The sequence below is a fragment of the Bradyrhizobium erythrophlei genome (assembly GCF_042430365.1).
GTDB lineage: Bacteria > Pseudomonadota > Alphaproteobacteria > Rhizobiales > Xanthobacteraceae > Bradyrhizobium > Bradyrhizobium erythrophlei.
Genome location: NZ_JBHMET010000002.1, coordinates 1 through 24,423, shown reverse-complemented (window position 1 = coordinate 24,423; position 24,423 = coordinate 1). Strand labels below are relative to the sequence as shown.

Here is a 24,423-nt window from a genome sequence, read left to right as displayed (position 1 = left end):
GGGCGTCGGCCTTCTTATCACTGCAACTATGGCGGTCAGAAACGCCCGCGCAATCAAGCTATCGGCGATATATTAAGGTTCAAGAAGATTGACTGCGCCCGGCGGGAAGGTCAAGCAATCTAATGCTCGTCGTTGCTACTTTTGCTGAATACGACTCAGATAGTCGATAACAGCGAGGATCCGGGTTCGCACGACGACTCCTCGCAATTCTCGCGATGGGTCAAGCGCGTCATAAGTCGGATCAATAGTGTGAGGCACGTTCATAATGGGGTTGAATCGTTCCCCCCAAATTGGCATTTCACGAGTGCCGTGAGCGGAAATTGTTTTCGATCCGTATATGGTTTCATAAACAGCGTTCGTGGGGAAGACCCCGTTGTTTTTCTTGGCCAAGATCGTCAAATCGGGAGGCGGTACCTTGAGCTGCTCGCTGACAGGTCCTTTGCCCTTTCCATCCGTACCATGGCAGGTTGCGCACGAAGACTGAAATTCTGCCTTACCTGCATCGAGGTCTTCAGCTTGAGCCGCAGCAGCGAAAACAGCGGTAAGAATGGCAGTCATCAACCACTTCAGACTGGTGATCATATCGCGCTCCCGGCCCCAGTTTTCGAATAAATCTTATACGGTCTTGAGTTTGGTTCAGTTTGACGCAGGTCAATACGACCTTCATGCCGCAGATCACGACGGTCCCTGCGTTTCTTTCACTTCGACCCAACCTTTGCGCCCGCCGGCGAAACGGCTGTGACCTGCTTTCTGCCGACACGCAATTTTGCCTTCTGGGTCGATCGGCAACGCAGCGATCCGGTTCGCTACCAGGCAAACAGCACAGGATCGCGGAGGCGGTCATCGCGCTTGTTGAAGAGATGGTACCCGATTTCCGCAACGCTATCGAGACGATTGACGTATATTCGCCGACAACCGTCATTCGTTACACGGGCAACTGGCAAGGCAGCGCGGAGGGCTGGCTGTTGACGCCCGGAATGGGGTTCAAGCCGCTACGCAATACTGCCCGGCCCGCGAAGGTATTGACGGTAGGGCAATGGGTCATGGCTGGAGGAGGCCTGCCGTCTAGTCTTCTGACGGCGCGGCTTGCGATGCGAACGCTGCGCAAGGAGGAGCGTATTCCATTCCTGCCGGCTTCTGCAGCCCTCAACCGCACGGCATAAGGAGCACAACAGGGCATGCGCATCCTGATTGTCGACGGTCATCCGGACCGCCGCGAAGAGCGGTTCTACCACGCTTTGGCCTGCGGCTGCCGGTCGGCGTCCGCGCAGTGCGATGACGCCCTTGGCGAGATTGCCGGCTCGCTGGTACGATGCGGCCTTGAGCGGGGAGACCGAAGCGTCCAATGCCTCAAGAGATCGCCAAGGCAAATATTAAACACTTCAAGAAGCTTCTTGAAACGGAAGCGGACTCACAGAAGCGCCGAATGCTTGAAAGGCTGTTGGCGGAAGAAGAGCTAAAGCTCGCGGCGCTCAAGAAGCGGAGCGAGAGAAAAGAGGGCTAGCGGAGTCATCCCACTCGCGCCAATGCGTTGGGTGCACACTGACGGACGCATTTGTCCTGGCGTTAATCCAGCCGCGAAGGACACGCCTGCAAGGAAAAACGAGCCTGTAAATCCCGCTGGCTTCGATCACTGCCAATTCCAGGTCACGATCGAAAGGTGCAGTTGTAATGGCCCGCCACTCCATGGCGGAATGGTCCGGCAACTCGCTAGGCTTGGAGTGGATCCTCATGAAATCCTGTTCCCATCGTGGCTGCGCACAAGGTGGCTGTCCTCTGCTGATGCAGGTCATAGCTATAAGCTGCGAACATGGCGGCGTCGGTCAAAGCGACTTGGTCACCGCACGGTCTAGATGCTTTGCATGCCATTTTGGGCCGGGTCCCCGCAGGTAGTGAAGCTCGGGCCGGTAGGGATCGCGGGCACGTTCGATCACCTTGCGCCATTTCGTCATGATCCCATCGAAGCTCTGGCGAAGTGGAAACAGATACGATTGTGCGAACATGGCATCCTCCTCAATGCGGCTTGCCGAGCACGGCTGCGAACGGCAGCGCAAAGACGTCGTCGCTGTCGTTATCGGTCATGTGGAGGATCCAGCCGCGCCAATCCTCACTGCTCGGCGTCATGATGAGGGACCTGACGAGGGCCTCTGCATGATCGCGCGCTTCCGCCAGGTCATCCATGGCGGTGCCGCTGCGATCGATCAGCACATCACGAGCGTTGGAGTAGTGGAAATAGACCTCGGTCATGTTCCGTCTCCTGTGGGTCTGTGAGCATGATCACCTGTATCACCAGGAAAATCGGCTGAAAATTCGGGTCGTTACCCTAAGGGGGGATACGGAAGCGCCGGGAAAGGCGAGCTACATCGGGCACTTGCGTAACCTGGAGAATTGCCGTCGAGCAGACAACAGGGGGTCTAATAGGGCCATCGCCGTACCGCCGCATGGTTTCCAGCCAACGCTCGCGCCTGGTCTCGGACGCGATCATTTTCGAAAAGTTGGGCGAGCGCGCAGAGGGATCGAGGTAGTCGCGCTCTACGCAAACGCCGTTTCCAGCGTATCGATGAGAACTGGGATCGACCTGTCGTGCCGAGTGATGGGTGGGATCGGACGAGCGATCTTCATCAGCTGATAGACCGCGATCTGCGCCGCCCGCACCGAATATTCCACCGTGAACACGACGTCGTCGGGAATTTCCACGAACTGGCTGATGAAGGCGAGATTCCGGGAAGTCGCCGGGACCGGCAGCGGCCGGTCAGACTTGTTGCGCGGCATGAACATGCTGGTGATGTAAGGCATCCGGCAGGGGATGCAGCTGGCTGTCTCGAATACCGCGGGATCGAAATTCAAATGCCCGCAGAGCTCGCGCAGGATCTCGGAGCCGCCGCAGTCGGACATCGGCTTGGCGACGAAGTCGCCGACACGATCCGGATGCAGCGCATAACCCCAGAACACATGGACATCGTCCGGCTGGTGGAGGAAATGCGGCTGATGGTACAGCACGATCGACATCAGCCAGCGCGAATCCTTGAATGTAACAAGCCCGCCGGTGCCGGCGTCGTTGCCGGTGAAGGCGTTGATCTGGTCGAAGAAGCTCCGATCGCGGCAGGTGACGGTGAAAGATTCCCAATAGGATTCCGGAATCGAGCAGTTGAAGGCGGCCGGATTGCCGAACTCGGGCCGTCCCGCGGCAATGTTTTCCCACAGCTCCCACCCCTTGCTGTCGGCCTTGGTCAGGCGTTCGGGAGGTTCAGTCATCGACCCGAGGCTTGATGCATCGGTCATCGAGCCGTTCTGGAAGAACACCAAATCGCCCGTGCCAAGCGAGATGGTGCTGGGGTTGCCGCTTCCCTCGAGGGCGAGACTCGTTACCGAAAGCTTGCCGTCGGTTCCTACAAATTCCATGTCGGTGACGCGGGTGTTATCGAGAAAGTGCACGCCCTGCTTTTCGAGCCAGGTCGTCAAGGGTCGAACGATGGCGTCGTATTGATTGTAGACCGTGCGTTTGACACCGCCCAAGGTCTCGATCCGCGGAAACTCGTTCATGAAGCGGTGAAGATAGCGCTTGAGTTCGACCGCGCTATGCCAGGGCTGAAAGGCAAACGTCGTCTGCCACATGTACCAGAAGTTGGTTTCGAAGAATGTCGGCGACAGCCAGTCCGTGATGCGGCTGTTGCCGAGTCTCCCTTCAGAAGCCTCCGTCAGCCGCAGCAGCTCCATACGCTCATGCATCGAAAAGCCCATCGTGGTGACGTCCACTTTGGAGCAGTTGCGGTCGACGAGGCGGGCTCGTGAATGCGCCTTGTGCTCGAGGTTGAAGTTGACGGTTTCGTCCCGCACCGTCAGCCCCGGGTGCTGCAGCGAAGGGATGCTCGCGAGCAGATCCCATGTGCATTCATAGTGGTCGGTCGTCAGCATGCGGCCGCCGCGCAGGGAATATGACCCGTCGGCAAGCCTGGCGCCGTCGAGGCTGCCACCAAGCAAGGGAAGCTGCTCATAGATCGTGATGTTGTCTCCTGCGACCCCGCCATCGCGGATCAGGAACGCGGCCCCAGCCAGCGATCCGATTCCGCCGCCAATAAAATATGCTCTCAGGAGGCCTTCTGTTCAAGGTCGGCAAGCGAAGTGAGTTGCGATAAGCTCCGCCCCCGCTGCCTGCTCGGTAAGGCAATCACGGCAGCGATCACGCTTTCGAAGGACGCGTGGCTCCAGACGGTCGACGCCAGCGAATGTCGGTACGGGGTTGTGGCTCCGCGATTTGAACATGCGACATCTCACCTGACCCGAGCCGCACGGGTGCTTATGCCGGAGCGAGGCGGTTCAGCTTCGAGGGATTGCGCAGCTCGACGCGGCGAGAGGTCGGCAGGGAGATCGCGCCGATCTGCTCGAGTTGGGTGAAGGTACGCGACACGGTTTCAATGGTCAGGCCGAGATAGTCGGCGATATCCTGCCGCGACATGGGAAGTTCGACGGCGGCATCCTTCGCGGCGCGGCGCGCCATATCGAGCAGGAAGCCGACGACCCGTTTTTCCGCGCTGCTGATCAGGAGCATCAGATGCTCCTGAAAGCGGCGCAGCTCCTGCGCCGTCGTGTCCCACAGCTGGCGTGCGAGATCCTTTTCGTGGCTGGCGCGGACCATGAGCGCGCTGCGCTTCACCAGCAGCACCTGGGTCTCGCGGATCGCCTCGGCGGAAGCGATATGGGTTTCGCCGGCCTCGAAACCGAAGATGTCTCCGGGCAGGTAGAACGCACCGATCTGGCGCCGCCCGTCTTCCAGGATCTTGTAGGTTCGCACGGCGCCGGACACCACCTGATAGAGGTATTCCGCGGCCTCGTCCTCGCCGTAGATTTCGGCATTGCAGGCAAACCGCATCGGCGTGCCGATCATGCCGAACGGCCCTCCGGCACGGGATTGCCCACGGTCGACACTGGTCAAACAACGGCTGATTTCGAGGGAAACGGCGGCCTGGGTCTGCATCGCGGCACTCCATCGCGGTAAGAACGATGAATGCAGATTGACCCCGTTTAACGAACTGGAAAATTTGGGTGTTTCCCCTAAGTAGAAACCACCTAAGTAATTATACGTAGGTCCTTGCGAGAAACGCTGGTTCTCCGCGCGTTTGTACCGGGACGCGCAGTCGGGGCGTTGTCAGGCCGCATCCTTTTCGGGGTAGGAGGCCTGCGTGCTGGATTGATCCTGGCTTTGCTTCTCGCGTTGCCAGCGCGTGGTTCTATGGTCGGTCAAGGCCAGCACGAACGCGAACGATGAGAATATGATGCAGACGATGGCGACGACAATGAGTGAGTCTATCGGCATGTTATGACCTCCGGCTCTTGGCTAGTTGGCCGCCTTGATGTCTTCGCGCAGTTCCACGCAGTACCCGGAGTAACCGTCGACGAAGCAGAGATGATCGCGAACATCTTTGACGCCGGAGGTGTTTTCGGCCAGCACGATCGTGGCCTGGCGGGTGCGGTCATCGAAAATCAGGCCGTACAGATGCACAACGCCGTTGCGCACCGAGACCTGGAATCCGGCCGGTCGCCAAGCCGCGACATTGATTTCGCGCACAATACGTTCGCGGATATGACTGTCGTCAGCCGTCGGATCGGGGACCTGATGCGCCATTGACGCGACCGCCTGCAGAATGTCGGCGCAGGTCACGATCCCGACCATGGCCTGGCCGTTCATGACCGGTAGGCGCTTCACGCCGTGCTTCTGCATAAGGTGCACGATCTCATCGAGCGGCGTCTGTTCTTCGACCGTGATCGGACTTGCCGTCATTACGTCTTCGACCTTGCGGCCGTGCTCATGGACAAAATCGGTGGCAGCGCGACCGACGCCGGTGAACAGCTCGAGCCAGGCTGAACGCTTGCGCCCCGTGCCGATCTCGGCGCGCCGCAGGAAATCTCCCTCGGAAACCGTGCCTATGAGCTTACCCTTTTCGTCCAGTACCGGCAGGCCGCTGACGTGACAACGCAACATGATTTTGGCGGCGTCCAGAATCGATGTATGCCGACTGACGCCAATGACGTGCTTGGTCATGATCTGATGGGCGCGCATGTCGAACCTCCCAATGCAAATAATAGAGCCGTGCTCGAGTGGCACATTGACCTGGCTCAACGGCCCGCTTTGCTATCCTCCAGCGATTTCAGGAACAGGATGAAATCGTTGACCTGGTCCGGCTCGAAGCTGAACTCGGGCATGGTCGGATGGCCGGTGACGATTCCTTCCGCGAGCGCTTCTTCCAGCATTTCGACTGGGTAGTGCTCATGCAACGTTCGGAACGGCGGGGCGATCGTCAGTGGGCTCGGGCTCACCTTGTCGATCGCGTGACAGCGGGCGCAGTAGAACCGCGCCAGCCGGCGGCCCTGTTCAAGATCGGCCACGACCGGCGTCAATGCCGCACCAAGCGTGATGACGGCGGCCACGCCGCAGCAGACCGCATGCAAGAAAGACCTTGCAGTACGTCCCATTGCTGGTCGCTCGCGATCAATGCGACATCAGGACCGGGACGGTCATCGAGTGAAGCATTTCCCGCGTTACCCCGCCCAGCAGCGTTTCCTGCAGCCGAGAGTGGCCATATCCGCCCATCACCAGCAGATCGAGGCTCTCGTCCGAAGCACTCGACAGGATGGCCGGTTGGATCTCTGACCGGTGCGACGGGAAGGAGGCGACCTTCGCAGGCAGCCCCGACCGTGCGAGGTACCGTACCAGCTGGTCGGTGGAGCTGTCCGGGATCGCGTCCGGACCGGTGATGGAGATGACGGTGAGGGCATCGGCCTCACGAAGAAACGGCATCGCGTCGTGTAGCGCGCGGGAGGCAAGCCGGCTGCCATCCCAGCAAATTCCGATTCGCCTGGCCGAAAACGTGCCGCGGAACGTGTACGGCATGTACAGCACGGGCCGGCCGGCTTGGAAAAGGATTTCCTGCGGGATGACGTTGTCATAGCTGTCGTGGTCGCTCTGTGGCTGTGTGACGACGGTCAGATCGTGCAGTCGCGCGCTCGCGCAGATGATCCCGCGCGCTTCAGCGGGAATCGCGCTGATCGCGCGGGACGCATAGGAAATGTCCGTGTTTCGTGCCTCAAGGTCAAAGATGCGCAGCGCGGTTTCGGCACGCTCCAGCGCCCGCGAATGCTCGACCTCGAAGATCGAGGCCACCGCTGCTCCGCCCGCAACGAGCGGGATGTTCGTCGTCTCGTAGCCGATGGCCATTGCGTCGAGGTGCGCGCCCGTGCTGGCTGCAAGCGAGATTGATCCGTCCACCGCGGGACGCACCGACAGCTCGGTGGGAATGTGGACCAATACGTTCCTGAACATTGCCGTTCTCCATCGGTGAAAAGGCTATTGTCCATCGAAGCACAGGCCGGCGCGGGATATATTGATCTGCCTCATATGCGATTGTCGGGTCCGTTTGAGCCAGATCAAGCCGTCCGCGGCGGACTTCGCGCAATGGTCTCATCCTGAGTGATGGGGAACCAGCATGGCACGTGTCGCATTGGTAACGGGCGGAAGCAGAGGAATCGGCGCGGCCATTTCGTGCGCCCTCGCTGCATCGGGATGTCGGGTGGCGGCGAGCTACGCCGGCAATTCAGATGCTGCGCGTCGTTTCCACGAAGAGACCGGAATTCCCGTCTTTCAGTGGGACGTCAGCAGCTTCGAGGCTTGCGCGGCCGGCGTCCGCGACGTCGAAGCCAAGCTCGGACCGATCGACATCCTGGTCAACAATGCTGGAATCGTGCGCGACAGCACGCTGCACCGGATGACCAGGGCGCAATGGGATGCGGTGCTCCGGACCGACCTGGATTCGCTGTTCAACATGTGTCGACCCCTCATCGAGGGCATGCGGGCGCAAAAATTCGGGCGGATCATCAACATTTCGTCGATCAACGGGCAGAAGGGGCAGCTTGGGCAGACGAACTACGCGGCGGCGAAGGCAGCCGAGCTCGGCTTTACACGCGCGCTCGCGCTCGAAAGTGCGCGGTTCGGCATTACGGTGAACGCGATCTGCCCCGGATATATCAACACGGGGATGCTGGCCGCGGTGCCGGCAGATGTTATGCAGAAGGCCATTCTGCCGCAGATTCCGGTGGGGCGACTTGGGCAGCCCGAAGAGATCGCTCGAGCCGTCGTGTTCCTGGCCGCAGATGAAGCGGGCTTCATCACCGGTTCGACGCTTTCGATAAATGGCGGCCAATACATGTGCTGAGGTGGGATGATCATGTTGGCAACTGATGTGGTGCGCACGTCGTTCGCGACGATCAAGCCGAATGCACCAGTGCTCGAAGCCGTCCAGCTTCTGTTGGAAACCGATCAGCGCTTCTTGCCGGTCATCAATGACAATGGCGATCTCGTCGGTATGCTTTCGGAAGGCGATTTCCTCCACCGCGACGAGCTGGGCATCAATCCTCCGTCCGGAAACTGGCTGGAAGCGCTCCTCGGTATAGACGAGAACAATCCCGAGCGCCAACGCATGCACACGCTGCGGGTCGGTGCTCTCATGAGTCCCACGCCGATCACCGTGGATGTCGATGCATCTCTCGATGACGTTGTCGCGCAGATGGATATTTACAACATCGTTCAGGTCCCGGTCGTCAGCGCCGGATCCGTCATCGGTATCGTCAGCCGTCGAGAACTGCTTGCGACGCTTGCGCTTCGATTGAGCGAGGAGACTGCAAAGGATAGCACTGGACCCCATTCATGAGCGATAGGACATCTCCTCACACGCATGCCGTCGTCTGGATCGATCACCTTATTGCCAAGATATTTTCCATGGGACTGACGGGCGTCAGCGCCACGGCCGTGCACGCGCAGCTGTCATCCCGGCATCTTCATCACAAGGCGAGCACGATCGGCTCCGGCCGCGTCCAAGATGATTCGATGTTCCTCGTCAGGGTAGGCGAGGCGCCGGACGGCTGCTCGGACCTGCTCATCATTGGGCCCCGGGCAACGAGAAGACGGAGCTGATGAACTATCTAAAGATCGTGCGGCCGGATCTCAGTCTTCACGTAGGACCGAGCGACCATTCGACTGACCGGGAAATCGTCGCGCTGGGACGAAAGCGCTTCCACATCGATTGAGCGACCGATGCCTGCGATCCGGATGCGTCACGATGCAGCAATTGACCCAGCGCAACGTCGCAAAGGAGCGAGCCCGTTTACCTTGCTCCGAGGAGGCAAGCGATGACAATCCAGACAGTTCCCGACCACAGCGCACGTCCCGCCAATGACGACACGGTGCATGCCAAAGAGATGGCGCCGGCGTCGCTTGAGAACAATGCATTGACGGGTATCGATACCATCGACCGCCTGGTCCATGCGGAGCTCGCGCGATGGACCGGTGGGCTCTCGCCGGCAGGCCTCGCGCTCGCCTTTGCCGACTGGCAGCTCCATCTGGCAGCATCTCCCGGCAAGCGGATTGAGCTTGCATTGAAGGCGCTCGGCGATGGCTCGCGTTTCGCCCGCATGGCGTCGACGCCGCATGCCGCCTGGCAGCCTTGGCTCATGATCAAGCCTCAGGTGGGTGACAATCGATTTTCCGATCCAGACTGGCAATCGCCGGCATTCAATCTCATGGCGCAGTCGTTTCTCCTCAGCGAACGGTGGTGGCGATCGGCGACGGGTGGCCTGCACGGCGTCTCGAAAGGGAATGCGGCGATCGCCGATTTCGTCATCCGCCAATGCCTGGACACCATCGCGCCGTCCAATTTTGCGTTCAGCAACCCGGAGGTGCTGCGTCGGATTATGGATTCGGGCGGCGGCAACTTCGTCTCCGGATGGCACAACTGGCTGGAGGACTGCAAGAACCTGCTCGGCTCCCGGCCGTCCGAAGGTGACCGTTTTGTCGTCGGTAAGGACGTCGCCGTGACCAAGGGCAAAGTCGTCTATCGAAACGAACTGATCGAGCTCATCCAATACTCGCCTGTCAGGGCGGACGTCTGTCCCGAGCCGGTGCTTATCGTGCCGGCCTGGATCATGAAATATTACGTCCTCGATCTCTCGCCACACAATTCGCTCGTGCGCTTCCTGGTGGAGCGCGGCTTCAATGTGTTCATGATCTCATGGCGCAATCCGACGCCGATCGATCGCGACCTGGATCTCGAGCACTATCGCACCCTTGGGGTCGATGCCGCGATCGACGCGATCAATCAGCTCGTTCCGGAACGTGAGATTCACGCCGCGGGCTACTGTCTTGGCGGCACGCTCCTGGCAATTGCCGCGGCTCGGTTGCGCAAGGAGGGTCCAGCCTGCTTGCGATCGGTGACGCTCCTTGCAGCCCAGGTCGACTTTACCGAGGCGGGCGAACTGACGCTCTTCATCAGCGAAAGTCAGGTCGCGTTCCTCGAGGACATGATGTGGCAGCGCGGCGTACTCGAAGCGGCGCAGATGGCCGGCGCATTCCGGCTGCTTCGGTCGAATGACCTGATCTGGTCGCGGCTGGTGCGTGACTATCTCATAGGCGAGCGTACCCCGCCCAGCGACTTGATGTCATGGAACGCCGACGCGACGCGCATGCCTTACCGGATGCATTCGGACTATCTGCGCAAGCTATTCCTCAACAACGACCTGGCCGAGGGCCGATATTTGGCGGATGGGCAACCGATCGCGCTCTCCGATCTCCGCGCTCCGATGTTCGTGGTCGGCACGGTGCGCGATCACGTCGCGCCCTGGCGGTCGGTGCACAAGATCCACTTGGTCGCCGAAGCCGATATCACCTTCGTGCTGGCGAGCGGCGGCCATAATGCCGGGATCGTGGTGGCGCCGTCAGAGGAGGGGCGCAGCTATCAGATGCTGGAGAAGAAGGCGGACGGCCCGTATGTCGGTCCTGACCAGTGGCTGAAGAAGGCAGCACATCGCGAGGGATCGTGGTGGTTGGAGTGGGTTCGCTTCCTAACGGCCCATTCTGGCGCGTGGATTCCGGCCCAACCGTCGCTCCACGCGGTCCAAGGCGGACCACCGCTGGAGGATGCGCCGGGGCAATACGTGCTGCAGCGCTGATCTGCCCGCGAAGGAAAGGCGGGATGATGTCTCATCCCGCTCGATAGACGTGATGGAGCGGATCGGATCGATCTAACGGCCTTCGATGTCGGCATGGCGGCGGCTGTAGTGCAGGAGCAGCAATCCCACCGCAGACAGGGCCGACACTGACGCTGCGATCCATGCGATTGAGGTGACGACAAAGGCGGCCTCGAACCGCCAGATGGATTGCGGCTCCGTGGAGGCTAGCGGCAGAACATCGGGGAAGAACCAATTGTAGAAGAGGACAAGCGTCAGCGAGAAGATGGCGCTTCCAACAAAGAGAAGGGTCAATCGCCGTTTCATAGATTCCTCCCGCTAATGCTGAGGATGCTGCCAGAGTTCACCGGACCAGCCAATTCCAGGAATCCCCTTAGGGACTTACTGCTTAACTGGATGGAGTGAAGCCTCTCGCAGGCGGGACGTGCTGCGGTCGAGAGTCGTCGCAGGCGAACCGGACGCGTCCACGATCTCCCAGCCGATATCACCGGTGTCAATGCTCTCCTGGTCAAGGGCTACGTTAGGCGTCGCGTCCGACGCGTCATGTTGCCGCGCGGCGACACGCTGCAGCCGTGTGCCGGAATCGGTGGTCAGAAAGATGCCGTGGAACTCGACCATGGTGTCGCGGGCGGCGACTTCTGCGGCATCGCGTTCCGACGGCTTCAGGAATGCCGCATCGAGCACAACGGAAATCCCCTGGGCCAAGGCGCGTTCGGCCCGCTCGATCATTGCCCGATAGACGCGATCGGATGCCTCGGGAGTATAGGTCGCGGGCGGCAACGTCGTATGTTCGGCCACGCCGTAAAGTTCCTTGCGAATGACATCGGATCGCAAGACCAGCGCGCCTGGCGGTGGTGCGATCAGGCCCGCGATGTCGCGCGCCAGCACGCTCTTGCCGGTGCCAGACCTTCCGCCAATCACGAGGAGGCACGGCGACTCCGGCGCGACCAGTTGCAGCGCGAGGTCGAAGTAGCGCGCCGCATTGACTGCGATTGTCCGATCCTGCGGACGTTGCTGATGCTGGGTGAAGAGCACGTTGGCCCGGATCGCGGCGCGAATCGAAAGAAACAGAGGCAGCAGCCGCAATGCATCCGAATGCGCGTGCCAGGCAGTTTGCATGTAGCTGTTAAACAGTCTGTTCGCGGGAGCCTTTTGCCCAAAGTGCAAGAGGTCCATAAGGGGAAACGCGAAGTCGTAAAGGACGTCGGTTGTCGCGATTTCGGGATCAAACTCGATGGCATCGAACAGGACCGGCCTGCCGTCGATCAGGACGATGTTGCCGAGATGTGCATCACCGTGACAGCGCCGGACTTGTCCCGCCGCCGCGCGGCGTCGCAAGAGATCCAGATTCCGCGCGAGCTCCCGGTGGCTCAGTTCGTGCAGCTTGTCGATCCTTTCGCGGGAAGGGGCGGCCTCGGCGCGAAATCGCTCCGTGTTGCGGTCGATGATGCCGGGGAGGGAAGCAAGCCAGTTCGATCCGCCGCTGATGGTCGCTTTCAGGTGGGACTCGAGCAGAATGGCGGCCAGGGCCTCTGCGAGGTCCGGTTCGAGGGCGACTTGCGCGGCCAGGCGGTCGAGCGTCTTGCTCTCATCGAAGCGGGCCATTTCGACTGCCCACTCGACCACGGGGCCGCGACCTCCAATGGCCAGACCATCGCCCTCACGGGTGATCGGCACAATCCTACGATAGATCGTGGGCGCATAACGCCGGTTGATCGCAATCTCGTCTTCGCAGGCACGCCGCCGTTTCTCCAGGGTCGAAAAGTCGAGATAGGGGAGCTTGACCGCGCGCTTGATCTTCAGGACACGGTCGGGCTCGAGGAAGACGACCGAGCAATGGGTGTCGAATCGCTGCACCGTCGCATCCTTACCGCTCGCACAGGACAGGAACGACAACACCGCGGCCTGGTCGCCTTCATTTGCGCTCAGGCCGATGGATGTCGCCGGTGTCAGCATGGCTTCAGAACGGCGGTGCCGACAAGCTTGCCATCGCGCAGGCGCGACAGGGCCTCATTGGCCTGCTCAAGCGGGAAGACGGTGACATGGGTCTGAACTCCCACCCGCGCTGCGGCCTTGAAAAAATCGATGCCGTCCTGCCGGGTGAGATTGGCGACCGAAACGATCTGCCGCTCACCCCAGAGGATGCTGTAGGGAAAGCTGGGAATGTCCGACATGTGAATGCCGGCGCAGACCACGCGGCCGCCTTTGCGTAGCGCGCGCAGCGCAAGCGGGACGAGAGGACCCGCGGGCGCGTAGATGATTGCGGCATCCAGTTCAACGGCGGCCGCTCGTCGGAGGCGCCTGCCCAGGACGCGCCGACCGACAACGCCAGATGCTGGGCTTCAGCGTCGCCCGCGCGGGTGAAGGCGTAAACCGCCCGGCCTTGCGCGCGCGCCACCTGCGCGACGATGTGCCCGGCCGCGCCAAAGCCGTAGATGCCGAGGTTGCTGCCTTCACCGGCCATCACCAGGGAACGCCAGCCGATCAGGCCGGCACACAGCAAGGGTGCAAGTTCGGCGTCGTCGCCGCCCTCATCGAGCGGGAAGCAGTAACGCGCGTCCGCGACAAGGTGGCTCGCGAAGCCGCCGTCGCGCGTATAGCCGGTGAATTGCGGATGATCGCAGAGATTTTCTTTGCCCTCCCGGCAATAGGGACAATGCCCGCAGGTCGAGCCGAGCCAGGGTACGCCGACACGCATGCCGAGACGCGCGTTGCTTACCCCGTCACCGATTGCGTCGATACGGCCGACCACTTCGTGGCCGGGAACGATCGGGTAAGCGATGTCAGGCAACTCTCCGTCGACGACATGCAGGTCGGTCCGGCAGACTCCGCAGGCGCCGATCCTGATGCGTACCTCGCCCGGACCGGGAATTGGATCCGGTCGCTCCACAAGTTGCAGCCGCGCGCTGAGCGCAGGCAGGATCATGGCGAACATGACAGAACTCGCTCGGGCCTGTGATCTTTTTCATCCTATCACATTCGTCTCGTTTTGATCTCGGTCAACGCCGGCGGTCGAGAACATCACGATGCAGAATATGGGGGGCAGACATCCTGATCCGGCCAAGTCGGGATCAAAGCGGTGTAACGGCGACGACCCGATAGGGATGCATGCCGTCGGCCTCGCGGACGGACACATATTCGCCGAGCCGGAAGCGTTCGTCGCCGAAGTGATATCCAGCCTCGTCTGCCGCCACGCCCGACACGTCATAGTGAAAGCGCCAGCCGCCGCTGGGGTCATGCACGAGATGGCCGAGTTGGTCCTCCTGACAGGGGCGTTGGCGGACGACACGGCAGGCGTCCCGATGGGTTTTCCAGACCTCGGCGTCGATCCGCGACACCCTGTCCAATGGAGCGACCATGATATAGGCGATCGCCGACGCGCCCTCGGGATGATCACGTTCGCGCGCGCGTTCGAGACGAATATGCCTGAACGAGTGCGGCAATGCCGTGTTTTGCAGCGGCTTGAAGGCGACGCGGTTCATTTAAAATCTCCTGAGTGGCCTGGTGTGTTCAGGCTGAACAGTGTCAATGCTAGCCGTGCGCCCCACCTAGCTGTTGATGTGGGTCAAAATCACCCGGTAGGGTCGATTGCGTTGGGTCAAAGCATCCGCCTACAGCCACCCTAGGATGATCCATAAACGTGGAGTGGCCCCTTGACCAACGTGCCGACATTGACAGCGAATCCGGACGATCCGCGCGTATTCAGCGCACGCGGCGCCTGGAACGTCGCCAATGTCGAGGTGCTGGAGCGTCTCTGCGAGCGGGTGGCGCGCGTTGATATCAGGGCCATCGATCTGCGCCGCGTGACCGCGCTCGATACGGTGGGTGCCTGGCTGCTCGAGAGGATTGCCCGCGGCGGCACCGCGCGATCGACGAGGGCGGTCCTGACCGGCGTCGAGGGTCCCTACGGCGATCTGATGGCGGAGGTACAACGGCTGAACCAGGCTGGGCCTGCTGAGCGGAAATCCGTCAACCCTGTCTTGCAGAAGCTCGATCAGCTCGGTCGCGGTGGCGAGCGGCTCGTTTTTTATTCCGCTGCCTTTCTCCATATGTTTGGCGCCTTTAGTTCGGCCCTGCTCGACGTTCTCCGGCACCCTCGATCGTTCCGGCTGACGTCGACCGTCTATCAGCTCGGCCGGGTCGGCTGGCAGGCCGTGCCGATCATGGCACTCATCACGTTCCTGATCGGCGCAATCATCGCCCAGCAGGGCATCTTCCATTTTCGTCGCTTCGGCGCGGAGTCCTATGTCGTCGATATGGTCGGCATCCTCGTGTTGCGCGAGATCGGCGTTCTGATCGTCGCCATCATGGTGGCCGGACGATCGGGCAGCGCCTACACGGCCGAGATCGGCGCGATGAAGATGCGCGAGGAGATCGACGCCCTCAGCACCATGGGCCTCGACCCCGTCGCGGTCCTGATCCTGCCGCGGATCCTGGCGCTGGTCGTGGCGCTGCCGATCCTTGCCTTTCTCGGGGCGCTTGCGGCGCTCTATGGCGGTGGGCTCGTCGCCTGGCTCTACGGCGGCATGAGTCCCGCGATCTTCATCGCACGGCTGCATGACGCGGTCTCGGTCACTCATTTTGAGGTCGGCATTATCAAGGCGCCATTCATGGCTATTGTCATCGGGGTGGTCGCGGCCGTGGAGGGACTGAGCGTCAAGGGCAGCGCGGAATCGCTCGGAGAGCAGACGACCGCGTCGGTGGTGAAGTCGATCTTCCTGGTGATCGTGCTCGACGGGCTGTTTGCGGTGTTCTTCGCCTCGATCGGGATGTAGTCATGACGGACACACCGGCGATTCATATCCGCGACCTCGTGGTCGGCTTCGGCAAGAAGACGATCCTCGATCACCTTGATCTCGACGTGAAGCGGGGAGAGATCCTCGGCCTCGTTGGCGCGTCCGGGGGCGGAAAATCGGTGCTGATGCGGACGCTGGTCGGCCTGCTGCCGAATCGCAGCGGGCAGATCGAGTTTGCCGCTAACGATAGAGGTGATCGGCGCTGGGGCATCCTTTTCCAGCAAGGAGCGCTGTTCTCGGCATTGACGGCGCGCCAGAATATCCAGTTTCCTCTGCGTGAGAATGCGCGCCTTTCGCCGCGGCTGCTCGATGAGATCGCGGACGCAAAGCTCGAGATGGTCGGTCTCACCCGCGAGGACGGGGACAAGTTTCCTTCCGAGCTTTCTGGCGGCATGACCAAGCGCGTCGCGCTCGCGCGGGCGCTGGCGCTCGATCCCGCGCTCCTGTTCCTGGACGAGCCCACCTCCGGCCTCGATCCGATCGCCGCGGGCGAGTTCGATGCTCTGATCCGGACGCTGCACCGGACGCTTCGTTTCACGGTGTTCATGGTGACGCATGATCTGAACAGTCTGCAGGCCGTTTGCGATCGCGTGGCGGCGCTTGCCGACGGCAGGATTGCAGCCATCGGGCCGCTGTCCTCCGTGCTCAAGTCCGATCATCCCTGGGTCAAGGCCTACTTTCATGGCGCCCGCGCCCAGATGCTGGGTCTGGGCGCCTAGACGGGAGCGATGCATATGGAAATTCGTGCGCCCTACGTTGTTGTCGGTGCCTTTGTATTGTCGGCGGTCGTCGCCGTGTTCGGCTTTGTCTACTGGCTGAACAATGTTGGGGGTATCGGCAAGCGGGAGACCTACCAACTTGTCTTCAACGGTCCGGTGCCCGGGCTCCTCGTTGGTGCCGGCGTCCTCTTCAACGGCATCCGCGTCGGCGAGGTAACCGCGCTCGAGCTCGTCCCGGGTCGTCCGCGCGACGTCCGTGTCACCATCGCAGTCGCGGAGCGCACCCCGGTCCATGCCGACACGCGCGTCGACCTCGACTTCCAAGGTCTGACCGGCGTTCCAGTGGTTGCGCTGGAGGGCGGTGACAATCCCGATGCGCCGCCGGTGCGCGGACCGCTGGTGGCCGAAAAAGGCGCCGGGCAAAGCATGACCCAGGCTGCCCGCGACGCTTTGCGCCGGGTTGATGCGGTATTGTCTGAGAATGCCGGGCCGCTGCGCGACACGATCGGCAACCTCAGCACGTTTGCGGATGGGTTGGCGCGCAACACGCCGAAACTCGACGGCATCGTCGCAGGGTTGGAGCGCATGACCGGCAGCGGTACGCCGCGCAAGGTGGTCTACGATATTCACGCCGTGGACAGGTTCGAGCCGCAACGCGGCGCGACGCTGCCAACGCCGTTGGTCATGGCGGAGCCGACCGCTATCACCCGCCTTCAGACCCAGCGTTTCCTGTTCGCGCCAGACGAGGGAACGCACGACTTCGCAGAAGCGCTGTGGAGCGACAGCCTGCCGGCGCTGGTGCAGGCGCGGCTACTGCAGAGTTTCGAGAATTATGACGTCGCACACGCCCCGCTGCGCGCCGACAGCGGCGTCGAGGGCGCGTCGCGCCTGCTCATCGACCTGCGCCGCTTCGAAATCGAGCTTGGGCCGCAGCCACAGACGGTCATTGCCCTGTCGGCGCGGATCGTCGACGCCAACGGGCATCTGCAGAGCGCGCAACTGTTTCAGGAGTCTTGCGCGATCGACACGCTCGCTCCCGCGAATGCGGCGGTCGCCTTCGATAAGGCGTTCGATGCGCTGGCGCGCAAGCTGATCGCGTGGGCGGGCAGTCGGGATGAGTGACCTGTCCGTGGGTTGGGGTCTCAGAGCCCCGCCGCCATCGCGATTCGCATCAGTTCCGACATGCTGCGCGCGTTGGTCTTGGCCATCAGGTTCGCGCGATAGACCTCGACTGTGCGCGGGCTGATCCCGAGATCGTGCGCGATGACCTTGTTGATCTTGCCGGCGACCAGTCCCTGCAGGACGTCGCGCTCGCGCGGCGAGAGGTCGGCAAGGCGGGCTTCCGCCCGGAGCCTGGCCGCGTCGTCGGCCGGTTTCAGCGGATGCGCGTCCAGCGCTTCGCGGATCGTGCGCAGGAGCGCCTCGTCCTCAAACGGCTTCTCGATGAAGTCGACCACGCCGGCCTTCATCGCTTCCACCGCAAGCGCCACGTCGCCATGACCGGTGATGACGACAACGGGACAGGCGACGCCGTCGGCCTTGAGTTTGCGCACCAGTTCGAGCCCACTCATCCCGGGCATACTGATATCCGAGACGATGCAATCGAGCTGGCCGCTCGGGAGGTGGCCCAGGAACTCGGTCGCCGTCTCGTGCGTCACCACGGCGAAGCCGTTGACGTCGAGGAGGAAGGCCAGCGAGTCCCGCATCGCCGGGTCATCATCGATCACATGAATGGTGCGTCGCGTCGTCATACCTCTTCTCCGGCTTCCGCAAACGGGAGTATGAACTGAAAAACCGAGCCGCCGCCGGCATTGGGAAACGCGTCGATGTGACCACCGTGGGATTCGATGATGGTTCGACAAATCGACAGTCCAACACCCATGCCCTGTTCCTTCGTCGTGACAAAGGGCTGAAACAGGCGGTCAGTGATTTCGGGGCTGATGCCCGGACCGGTGTCGGCAACCGTGAACCTGACCGCACCTCCGGATTTGGCGACGCCGACGGTCAATTCGCGGCGCGGAGAGGACGCCATCGCCTCGATCGCGTTGCGGATCAAGTTCAGTGCGACCTGCTGGATCTGGATCTTGTCGACGATGATCGAGGGTATGTCACGGTCGCTGCGGATTACCACGCGCACGCCTTGCTCCTTGGCGCCGAGCAGTGCCAGCGCCACGGCCTCTTCAAGCAGTGTGACCGGATTCTCCAGCGAGTGCTGTGTTTCGCCCTTTGCGACAAAGTCGCGCAGGCGCTTGATGATGTCGCCGGCACGTAGAGCCTGTTGCGAGGCAAGCTCAAGCGCATCGCAGATACGCTCGGCGTCGGGTTTTCCGGATGTCAGCAGTGCCTTTGCACCGCGCATGTAGTTTGTGATGGCGGAGAGCGGTTGATTGATTTCATGGGCGATGGAGGACGCCATCTCGCCCATCGCCGTCAGCCGCGACACGTGAACTAGTTCGGATTGCAGCTCCTGCATCCGCCGCTCCTGCGCCCGCCGCTCGGTGAGGTCCCGGATGAAGCCGGTGAAGAAGCGCTCGCCGCGCACCCGGGCTTCGCCCACCGCGAGCTCCATCGGGAACGTCGAGCCGTCGATTCGTTCCCCGACCACGATGCGGCCGATACCAATAATACGCCGCTCGGCGGTGGCGAGATAGCGTTCGATGTACTGGTCATGCTCGCTACGATAGGGTTGTGGCATCAGGCAGGACACATTCTGGCCGACCACTTGGTCCGCCGACCAGCCGAACAAGCGGACCGCGGCGGCGCTGAATGAGCGGATGATGCCGTGATCGTCGATCACGATCATGGCTTCCGGCACCGTGTCCAGGATTGATTGCAGATGCGCTTGCCGATACCGCGCCTGCTCCGATTCCCGCAGCAGCCGATCGCCCATGAAGCCGAGGATGGGACCAAGTAAGGCAAAACCTACGATATCGATCAGGTTCGCGGGATCGACGACGAGGCCTTTGCCAAGGAATGCGGCGCTGATGCCGATGCAGAGCAGGGTGGCAAAGATTGCCGGTCCGCGGCCGCCGGCGAAAGCGGCAAAAACGACGACCGGGACGTAGATGATCGTGAATGTACGGTCTTCGAAATAGTCATGCAGCATCACGCGCGCTATCAGCGCGAGCGCGGCTGCTGCCGCGGCAGTGCCATAACGGTACAAGAAGCGGTCGGACATATCGCCGTAACGCCTTGGTAATATTGGAAGAATACAACGTTTGCGGGCTGGAGGCTACGGCTGAGGGACGAGCAAGTTTGCAAGCACGAAGGTACGACGTGGCCGAGCCTATTTGACCCAGGCCCGCCAATGTGTCGGGTGCACGGCAATACGGTCTCCGGTCTTCGCCTTGACCCACCCCCCGAGGACCCGCCGGCAGGCGAAGATGACGTTGTGAATGCTATTGTCCTCGATCACGGCGAGTTCGAGGTCGCGGTCATAGGGGGCTGTTTCGATCCGTTCCCAGGTCGCGTCATTGTTGCCCGCTGGGGGCGGCTGCGTATGCCGGATCGGCAAATTCAGGCGGCTTTCCGCACGGTCTCGGCCGCTTCGCAGGCCCGCCGCGCTAACAGATTCAGCTCGATGTTGCTCAACGATCGCATGGTCTCGATCGCGTAGATCGCGTCCTGCGCGGCGCGCTCTGTCACGCCCTTGATCCAGTCCTGTAGGCCGGTGATCTTCTCGGCGGTCGAGGTTGTGGAGTTGATCTTGCGAAACAGCTCCCACGCTTCGTTCGACTCGATCTGGGTCTGCTCGAGCCAGTGCCGGTTTGCCTCGATCAGCTTTTCGGAGAATTCCGACTGGACCGCGATCGCGCGCTGCGCGTAGCTGTAAATTGCCGCGGCGGCGGCGCCTGCGTCTGGACGGTTTTCGTTGTGGTCGGTCATGTTGAACGTCCTTCGTTAATAGAAGTTATTGTCGCACAGTGACAATCGGCGGCGTTGATTTGGGTCAACGCGGCCACCCGTTGTCGCTTTCTGGCTGGAGAAGAATGGGAGGGGCACGACCGCCGTCGGGAGGCTTAGCTGCCTTGATCCGTATCAAGACAGTTGGTGCGCGTTGATGCGAACTTGATCAAAACGCGAAGGAGGACCGCAATGCGTGCGCATCAGATCATGACGAGACATGTCATTGCGGTTGAGACCGATACGTCGATCCTCGAGGCCGCCAGGCTAATGATGGATCACCATATCAGTGGCCTGCCGGTGGTCGACGCGCGCGGCAGGCTCGTCGGCATCATCTCGGAGAGCGATTTCCTGCGGCGCAGCGAAATCGGCACGCAGCGCCGGCGAGCACGCTGGCTGCAATTCTTCGTCGGTTCCGGCCGGGCGGCAGTTGACTTCGTTCACGAGCGGGGGCGGAAGGTCGGCGAGATCATGTCGGATGATCCGGTCACCGTGACGGAGGAGACCACGTTGCAGGACCTTGTTATGCTAATGGAGAAGAAGGGGATCAAGCGTCTGCCAGTGACGCGCAACGGGCAGCTTGTGGGTATAGTGACGCGCGCCGACCTTCTGCGGACGGTCGCCTCGCTTGCCCGCGAGATCCCTGACCCCACAGCGGACGATGAGCACATTCGCGACCGCGTAATGCGGGCGCTCGACGCCGCCGACTGGCGCCCGCTCGGTCTCCAGGTCGCGGCCCGCAACGGCGTTGTGCACCTGCACGGGGTCATTACGGACGACCGCGCAAGGCAGGCGTCAATTGTTGCAGCTGAGAATGTCGCCGGTGTCAAGGAAGTGCACGACCACCTGCGCTTCGTCGACACCTATTCCGGCTTCTATCTCCAATCTACCGAAGACGAGCAGGCGGCCGCCGCGAGGGCTGCAAAGGAGGCTGCAAGTTGATCGTCCGCCTTGTCGGTGGCCTTCGTGCCGGGCGCTTCATTAGCTCGCCATCATTGCGGCGGAGGCTCCGCTGCTGCGGATAAATCCTGTCCCGCAACCGTGCCCACCCGTCGTTGGCTGAAGAGACCCGTTCTGCGGATTGGTCCAGATAATTCCAAGAGTTTGCAAGAATGCGCCCTGAGAAACGTAGAGCGTCACGGGTAAAATTCACACGGGGTGTTGAAGTCGATATTGCTGCTAGCGATGGAACGTGGAAGCGCAGGTGCTTGATGCTGGATGCATCGGAGTCCGGTGTAAAGCTCAGAGCGCTTGAGCCGATCGCAGGTCTCGACGTGCGGAAATTTCTTCTTCTGTTATCCACGACCGGATCAGTTTTCAGGCGCTGCGAGCTAACCTGGGTGATGGATGATCAAATCGGAGCCAGGTTTGAGAATACCAAACAGTCGACACGCCGCCGGTTGATAGTGTAACTGCCCGTAGCTGGGCGGCCCCGCTCCCGATTAGACCGAGTCTCTTCTTTCGGGAAGTCTTTTTGAGGCAGATCAAACGCACGTTCGGCGTGAACGGCAGAATGGACAATTAGGAAACCCGCCCACGAGAAGAGGGTGCTATGCCTTCATTTGACGTTCGGTTCATCAAGACCGTTTGCGACGATACCGGTCACGAGCATCGTGCCTGCCAGGCCGCGTTCAAGGTCGATGCCGCTTCGCTCAGTAAAGCGGCGCAGCAGGCGGAGACCGATTTCTGCAAGCAAAAAGGTGTCCATGATTGGACCATTTTCGCCGATGCGATGGAGCTTCGAACTCCGCCGGCGTTACCGCCGTCCTGGGGCGGCTAACCTCCGGTTTGCTCGCGACGGTTCGCGGCTGTTGATGCACCCGGGAAGACCGGCAGCGCGCAAGTCATCGCGCGTCTGGGTGTTGACAAGACCGTCCCTGGTTTCGAAATCGATGACGATTGGTGAAACAGGCCTGATCTCGGCGACATTGAGACGAAATAGGCGGGGCCGACGCATCCAACGCGCGGCGAGAATCGAGGCACATCAATCCGCAAAGCGGGATGATTTGGGTCAGCCGTGCGTGCCGTTCATGCGGGACGAGGCTCTCAGCCCGGCCGCCGGGGCGCTGCATATTCTCGAAAAGGACGGAAAGCCGGAGTTTCCATGGACGAGCCGACGGAGACGCAAGTTGGCGGACACCTGGCCGGCTCCGCTGGGCGGACGCCTGTATGCAGCGCGGCGTTGCCTGCAGAATACGAGACCGCGCGTCGTGCGACCATGTTTCGGTTCGCTTGGGAGCGATTGAAGGATCATCCACTATCGCGACTGGGGCCGGGGCTCATCACCGGCGTGGCTGACGACGACCCTAGCGGCATCGCCACCTACTCCCAAGCGGGCGCACAGTTCGGCCTGAACATGCTGTGGACGATGCCGCTGGCCTTCCCGTTCATGGCTGCGATTCAATCCATGTGTGGGAGGATTGGACGGGTCACCGGCCGCGGTCTGGCGGCGAACATTAAGGCGACATTCCCGCCTCTCGTCCTCAAGGGCGTTGTTTTGCTCCTGTTGATCGCGAACACCCTCAATATCGGGGCCGACGTCGCGGTCATTGGGGAAGTCGGCGAGCTCCTGATCGGTCTCGATCGGCATGCGATGGCGGTCATCTTCGTCGTTGCGACACTTCTGCTTCAGATATTCGTGCCGTATCACCGCTATGTCTTCTTCCTGAAGTGGCTGGCCCTCTCGCTGCTGGCCTACGTCGCGGTGCTGTTTACGGTTCATGTTCCCTGGGGCGAGGTCGCGCTGCGAACGGTATGGCCACGGTTGCAACTGAGCTCGGATACCGCGGCAGTCGTTGTCGGCGTCTTCGGGACGACCATCAGCCCGTACCTTTTCTTCTGGCAGGCATCCGAGGAAGTCGAGGACATGCTTGCACAAGGGAGCGCTCCGCTCGTGCAGGATCCGGCTGGCGCGCCCAAGGAGTTGCGGCGGATCCAGTGGGACACCTGGAGCGGCATGTTCTACTCGGACATTGCGGCCTACTTCATCATCCTGGCGACCGCCGTGACGTTGCACGTGGCGGGAATCACCAACATCGAGACCGCGGCCCAGGCAGCCAGCGCGTTGCGGCCGCTTGCCGGAGATTTTGCCTTCATCCTGTTTGCAATCGGCATCGTCGGCGTCGGTCTGATCGGCGTGCCGGTTCTCGCGGGCTCCGCGGCCTATGCGCTCGCCGAAGCCATGGGTTGGAACGAAGGCCTCGAGAAAAGAACACAGGATGCGCGTGGATTTTACGGCGTGATCGCGGTCAGCGTCATCGCAGGATTATTCATCTCGTATTCGCCGATCAGTCCGATGAAGGCGCTGTTCTGGAGTGCCGTGATCAACGGGGTCGTCGCGGTCCCCCTGATGGTGGTGATTATCCTGCTTGCCTCGAGGCCTTCAGTTATGGGCCCGCACACCTCGGGCTGGCCGGTCATCATTCTCGGCTGGATCGCGACACTCGTGATGGGACTGGCCGCGATCCTGATGCTCGTGCCCGGGTAATCCAGCCAATCGTGGATATCGCAAAGCGGCCAGCCCGGAGGCGCCGCTCAGGAGGCGCATCCGGGCTGTCGGCCGCCGCACCGGCAGCTTACGTCATTCCGCCGGTATTCTACTCTGCGTGATCGTCATACTCGTCCGCTCGTCCTTCTCCAGGCGTCCATCCACGACATGGAGCCGACGGTGCATTTGCGCGGCAAGGTTGATGTCATGCGTCACCGCGACAACGGTTTTGCCGCGCTCGGCAACGAGGTCGCGCAGAATGTCGAAGACCTGCCTGGTCGAGACGGAATCGAGGCTGCCGGTCGGCTCATCCGCAAGGATGACCGGCGGGTCGTTCGCGAGCGCGCGCGCAACCGCTACCCGCTGACGCTGGCCGCCTGAGAGCTGATCGGGCCGCTTGTGAAGATGGTCGTTTAGTCCGAAGGAACTGAGCAGGTCCGCAGCTCTAGGAGCCTGTCTGAGTAGTGACTGGTCAAGAGGGTGCGAGTCTGATTCCCTACGTAGC

General features: G+C 61.5%; 29 protein-coding genes and 1 pseudogene. 12 read left to right on the top strand and 18 right to left on the bottom strand.

Annotation, left to right across the window (positions count from 1 at the left end; translation table 11 throughout):
* Positions 1-135: 135 nt before the first annotated feature.
* Entirely contained in the window at positions 136-582 is a 447-nt protein-coding gene (locus ACFFWD_RS00155; protein WP_376960236.1) for a c-type cytochrome, read from the bottom strand.
* Positions 583-641: 59 nt separating this feature from the next.
* Between ACFFWD_RS00155 and ACFFWD_RS00150 the strand changes: the two genes are divergently transcribed.
* A complete protein-coding gene (locus ACFFWD_RS00150; protein WP_376960234.1) occupies positions 642-1,163 on the top strand; it encodes a hypothetical protein in 522 nt (173 codons plus the stop codon).
* 182 nt (positions 1,164-1,345) lie between these two features.
* Complete coding sequence (locus tag ACFFWD_RS00145) at positions 1,346-1,504, top strand: hypothetical protein (RefSeq protein ID WP_376960232.1); 159 nt, start codon at positions 1,346-1,348, stop codon at positions 1,502-1,504.
* Between the two features lie 319 nt (positions 1,505-1,823).
* Here the strand turns inward: ACFFWD_RS00145 and ACFFWD_RS00140 are convergent, their stop codons facing one another.
* The 8 genes from ACFFWD_RS00140 to ACFFWD_RS00105 form a co-directional block, all read right to left on the bottom strand.
* Entirely contained in the window at positions 1,824-2,003 is a 180-nt protein-coding gene (locus ACFFWD_RS00140) for a hypothetical protein (protein WP_376960230.1), read from the bottom strand.
* Positions 2,004-2,013: 10 nt separating this feature from the next.
* On the bottom strand, positions 2,014-2,247 hold the full coding sequence (locus ACFFWD_RS00135; protein WP_376960228.1) for a DUF6894 family protein: 234 nt from the start codon (positions 2,245-2,247) through the stop codon (positions 2,014-2,016).
* 285 nt (positions 2,248-2,532) lie between these two features.
* Positions 2,533-4,092, bottom strand: coding sequence for an oleate hydratase (locus ACFFWD_RS00130; protein WP_376960278.1), 1,560 nt, complete (start codon positions 4,090-4,092; stop codon positions 2,533-2,535).
* 205 nt (positions 4,093-4,297) lie between these two features.
* The gene (locus ACFFWD_RS00125; protein WP_376960226.1) at positions 4,298-4,975 is read right to left on the bottom strand and encodes a helix-turn-helix domain-containing protein; all 678 of its coding nucleotides are present in this window, start codon (positions 4,973-4,975) and stop codon (positions 4,298-4,300) included.
* A gap of 171 nt (positions 4,976-5,146) precedes the next feature.
* Positions 5,147-5,314: a hypothetical protein gene (locus tag ACFFWD_RS00120; RefSeq protein WP_376960225.1), complete on the bottom strand. Its 168-nt coding sequence runs from the start codon at positions 5,312-5,314 to the stop codon at positions 5,147-5,149.
* A 21-nt stretch (positions 5,315-5,335) separates the two neighbouring features.
* Positions 5,336-6,058, bottom strand: a complete 723-nt coding sequence (locus ACFFWD_RS00115) for a CBS domain-containing protein (protein ID WP_376960223.1) — start codon at positions 6,056-6,058, stop codon at positions 5,336-5,338.
* A 56-nt stretch (positions 6,059-6,114) separates the two neighbouring features.
* Entirely contained in the window at positions 6,115-6,471 is a 357-nt protein-coding gene (locus ACFFWD_RS00110; protein WP_376960221.1) for a c-type cytochrome, read from the bottom strand.
* A 16-nt stretch (positions 6,472-6,487) separates the two neighbouring features.
* A complete protein-coding gene (locus ACFFWD_RS00105; protein WP_376960219.1) occupies positions 6,488-7,318 on the bottom strand; it encodes a universal stress protein in 831 nt (276 codons plus the stop codon).
* A 163-nt stretch (positions 7,319-7,481) separates the two neighbouring features.
* On the opposite strand from ACFFWD_RS00105, the gene phbB reads away from it, so the two are divergent.
* From phbB to ACFFWD_RS00085, 4 genes are all read left to right on the top strand, one after another.
* Positions 7,482-8,207, top strand: coding sequence for an acetoacetyl-CoA reductase (gene phbB / locus ACFFWD_RS00100; RefSeq protein ID WP_376960217.1), 726 nt, complete (start codon positions 7,482-7,484; stop codon positions 8,205-8,207).
* A 6-nt stretch (positions 8,208-8,213) separates the two neighbouring features.
* The gene (locus tag ACFFWD_RS00095) at positions 8,214-8,702 is read left to right on the top strand and encodes a CBS domain-containing protein (RefSeq protein WP_376960215.1); all 489 of its coding nucleotides are present in this window, start codon (positions 8,214-8,216) and stop codon (positions 8,700-8,702) included.
* A complete protein-coding gene (locus ACFFWD_RS00090; RefSeq protein WP_376960213.1) occupies positions 8,699-8,965 on the top strand; it encodes a hypothetical protein in 267 nt (88 codons plus the stop codon). The genes ACFFWD_RS00095 and ACFFWD_RS00090 overlap by 4 nt, the downstream gene beginning before the upstream one ends.
* Positions 8,966-9,249: 284 nt before the next feature.
* The gene (locus tag ACFFWD_RS00085) at positions 9,250-10,995 is read left to right on the top strand and encodes a PHA/PHB synthase family protein (protein WP_376960276.1); all 1,746 of its coding nucleotides are present in this window, start codon (positions 9,250-9,252) and stop codon (positions 10,993-10,995) included.
* A gap of 72 nt (positions 10,996-11,067) precedes the next feature.
* On the opposite strand, the gene ACFFWD_RS00080 is transcribed toward ACFFWD_RS00085, so the two are convergent.
* The 4 genes and pseudogenes from ACFFWD_RS00080 to ACFFWD_RS00065 form a co-directional block, all read right to left on the bottom strand.
* Positions 11,068-11,319, bottom strand: coding sequence for a hypothetical protein (locus tag ACFFWD_RS00080; protein WP_376960211.1), 252 nt, complete (start codon positions 11,317-11,319; stop codon positions 11,068-11,070).
* A 75-nt stretch (positions 11,320-11,394) separates the two neighbouring features.
* Positions 11,395-12,969 (bottom strand): bifunctional aminoglycoside phosphotransferase/ATP-binding protein, encoded by a 1,575-nt coding sequence (locus ACFFWD_RS00075; protein WP_376960209.1) that lies wholly within the window; start codon positions 12,967-12,969, stop codon positions 11,395-11,397.
* A pseudogene (locus ACFFWD_RS00070) lies at positions 12,963-13,948 on the bottom strand (zinc-dependent alcohol dehydrogenase family protein). Before ACFFWD_RS00070 ends, ACFFWD_RS00075 begins: the two are co-directional and overlap by 7 nt.
* A 136-nt stretch (positions 13,949-14,084) precedes the next feature.
* Positions 14,085-14,495 carry a hypothetical protein gene (locus ACFFWD_RS00065; RefSeq protein ID WP_376960207.1) on the bottom strand — a complete coding sequence of 137 codons (411 nt, stop codon included), beginning with the start codon at positions 14,493-14,495 and terminating at the stop codon, positions 14,085-14,087.
* Positions 14,496-14,666: 171 nt separating this feature from the next.
* Here ACFFWD_RS00065 and ACFFWD_RS00060 point away from each other — a divergent pair, with 171 nt between their 5' ends.
* From ACFFWD_RS00060 to ACFFWD_RS00050, 3 genes are read left to right on the top strand one after another with little or no spacing between them, the layout of a single operon-like run.
* Positions 14,667-15,788, top strand: a complete 1,122-nt coding sequence (locus ACFFWD_RS00060; protein ID WP_376960205.1) for an MlaE family ABC transporter permease — start codon at positions 14,667-14,669, stop codon at positions 15,786-15,788.
* A 2-nt stretch (positions 15,789-15,790) separates the two neighbouring features.
* Complete coding sequence (locus ACFFWD_RS00055) at positions 15,791-16,528, top strand: ABC transporter ATP-binding protein (protein WP_376960203.1); 738 nt, start codon at positions 15,791-15,793, stop codon at positions 16,526-16,528.
* Between the two features lie 15 nt (positions 16,529-16,543).
* Positions 16,544-17,650 carry an ABC-type transport auxiliary lipoprotein family protein gene (locus ACFFWD_RS00050; RefSeq protein ID WP_376960201.1) on the top strand — a complete coding sequence of 369 codons (1,107 nt, stop codon included), beginning with the start codon at positions 16,544-16,546 and terminating at the stop codon, positions 17,648-17,650.
* A 20-nt stretch (positions 17,651-17,670) separates the two neighbouring features.
* Here the strand turns inward: ACFFWD_RS00050 and fixJ are convergent, their stop codons facing one another.
* From fixJ to ACFFWD_RS00035, 3 genes are all read right to left on the bottom strand, one after another.
* A complete protein-coding gene (fixJ, locus tag ACFFWD_RS00045) occupies positions 17,671-18,279 on the bottom strand; it encodes a response regulator FixJ (protein ID WP_376960199.1) in 609 nt (202 codons plus the stop codon).
* Positions 18,276-19,706 (bottom strand): PAS domain S-box protein, encoded by a 1,431-nt coding sequence (locus ACFFWD_RS00040; RefSeq protein ID WP_376960197.1) that lies wholly within the window; start codon positions 19,704-19,706, stop codon positions 18,276-18,278. The genes fixJ and ACFFWD_RS00040 overlap by 4 nt, the downstream gene beginning before the upstream one ends.
* 338 nt (positions 19,707-20,044) lie before the next feature.
* A complete protein-coding gene (locus ACFFWD_RS00035; protein WP_376960195.1) occupies positions 20,045-20,413 on the bottom strand; it encodes a hypothetical protein in 369 nt (122 codons plus the stop codon).
* A 210-nt stretch (positions 20,414-20,623) separates the two neighbouring features.
* Between ACFFWD_RS00035 and ACFFWD_RS00030 the strand changes: the two genes are divergently transcribed.
* Together ACFFWD_RS00030 and ACFFWD_RS00025 are read left to right on the top strand one after the other, a co-directional pair.
* A complete protein-coding gene (locus tag ACFFWD_RS00030; RefSeq protein WP_376960193.1) occupies positions 20,624-21,373 on the top strand; it encodes a CBS domain-containing protein in 750 nt (249 codons plus the stop codon).
* Positions 21,374-21,543: 170 nt separating this feature from the next.
* Positions 21,544-21,843 (top strand): PilZ domain-containing protein, encoded by a 300-nt coding sequence (locus tag ACFFWD_RS00025; protein WP_376960191.1) that lies wholly within the window; start codon positions 21,544-21,546, stop codon positions 21,841-21,843.
* A gap of 146 nt (positions 21,844-21,989) precedes the next feature.
* Here the strand turns inward: ACFFWD_RS00025 and ACFFWD_RS00020 are convergent, their stop codons facing one another.
* Positions 21,990-22,139, bottom strand: a complete 150-nt coding sequence (locus ACFFWD_RS00020; protein ID WP_376960189.1) for a hypothetical protein — start codon at positions 22,137-22,139, stop codon at positions 21,990-21,992.
* Between the two features lie 309 nt (positions 22,140-22,448).
* Here ACFFWD_RS00020 and ACFFWD_RS00015 point away from each other — a divergent pair, with 309 nt between their 5' ends.
* Complete coding sequence (locus ACFFWD_RS00015) at positions 22,449-23,918, top strand: NRAMP family divalent metal transporter (RefSeq protein WP_376960187.1); 1,470 nt, start codon at positions 22,449-22,451, stop codon at positions 23,916-23,918.
* A gap of 93 nt (positions 23,919-24,011) precedes the next feature.
* On the opposite strand, the gene ACFFWD_RS00010 is transcribed toward ACFFWD_RS00015, so the two are convergent.
* Positions 24,012-24,423, bottom strand: a 412-nt coding sequence (locus tag ACFFWD_RS00010) for an ABC transporter ATP-binding protein (RefSeq protein ID WP_376960185.1), incomplete at its 5' end; no start/stop codon positions are given.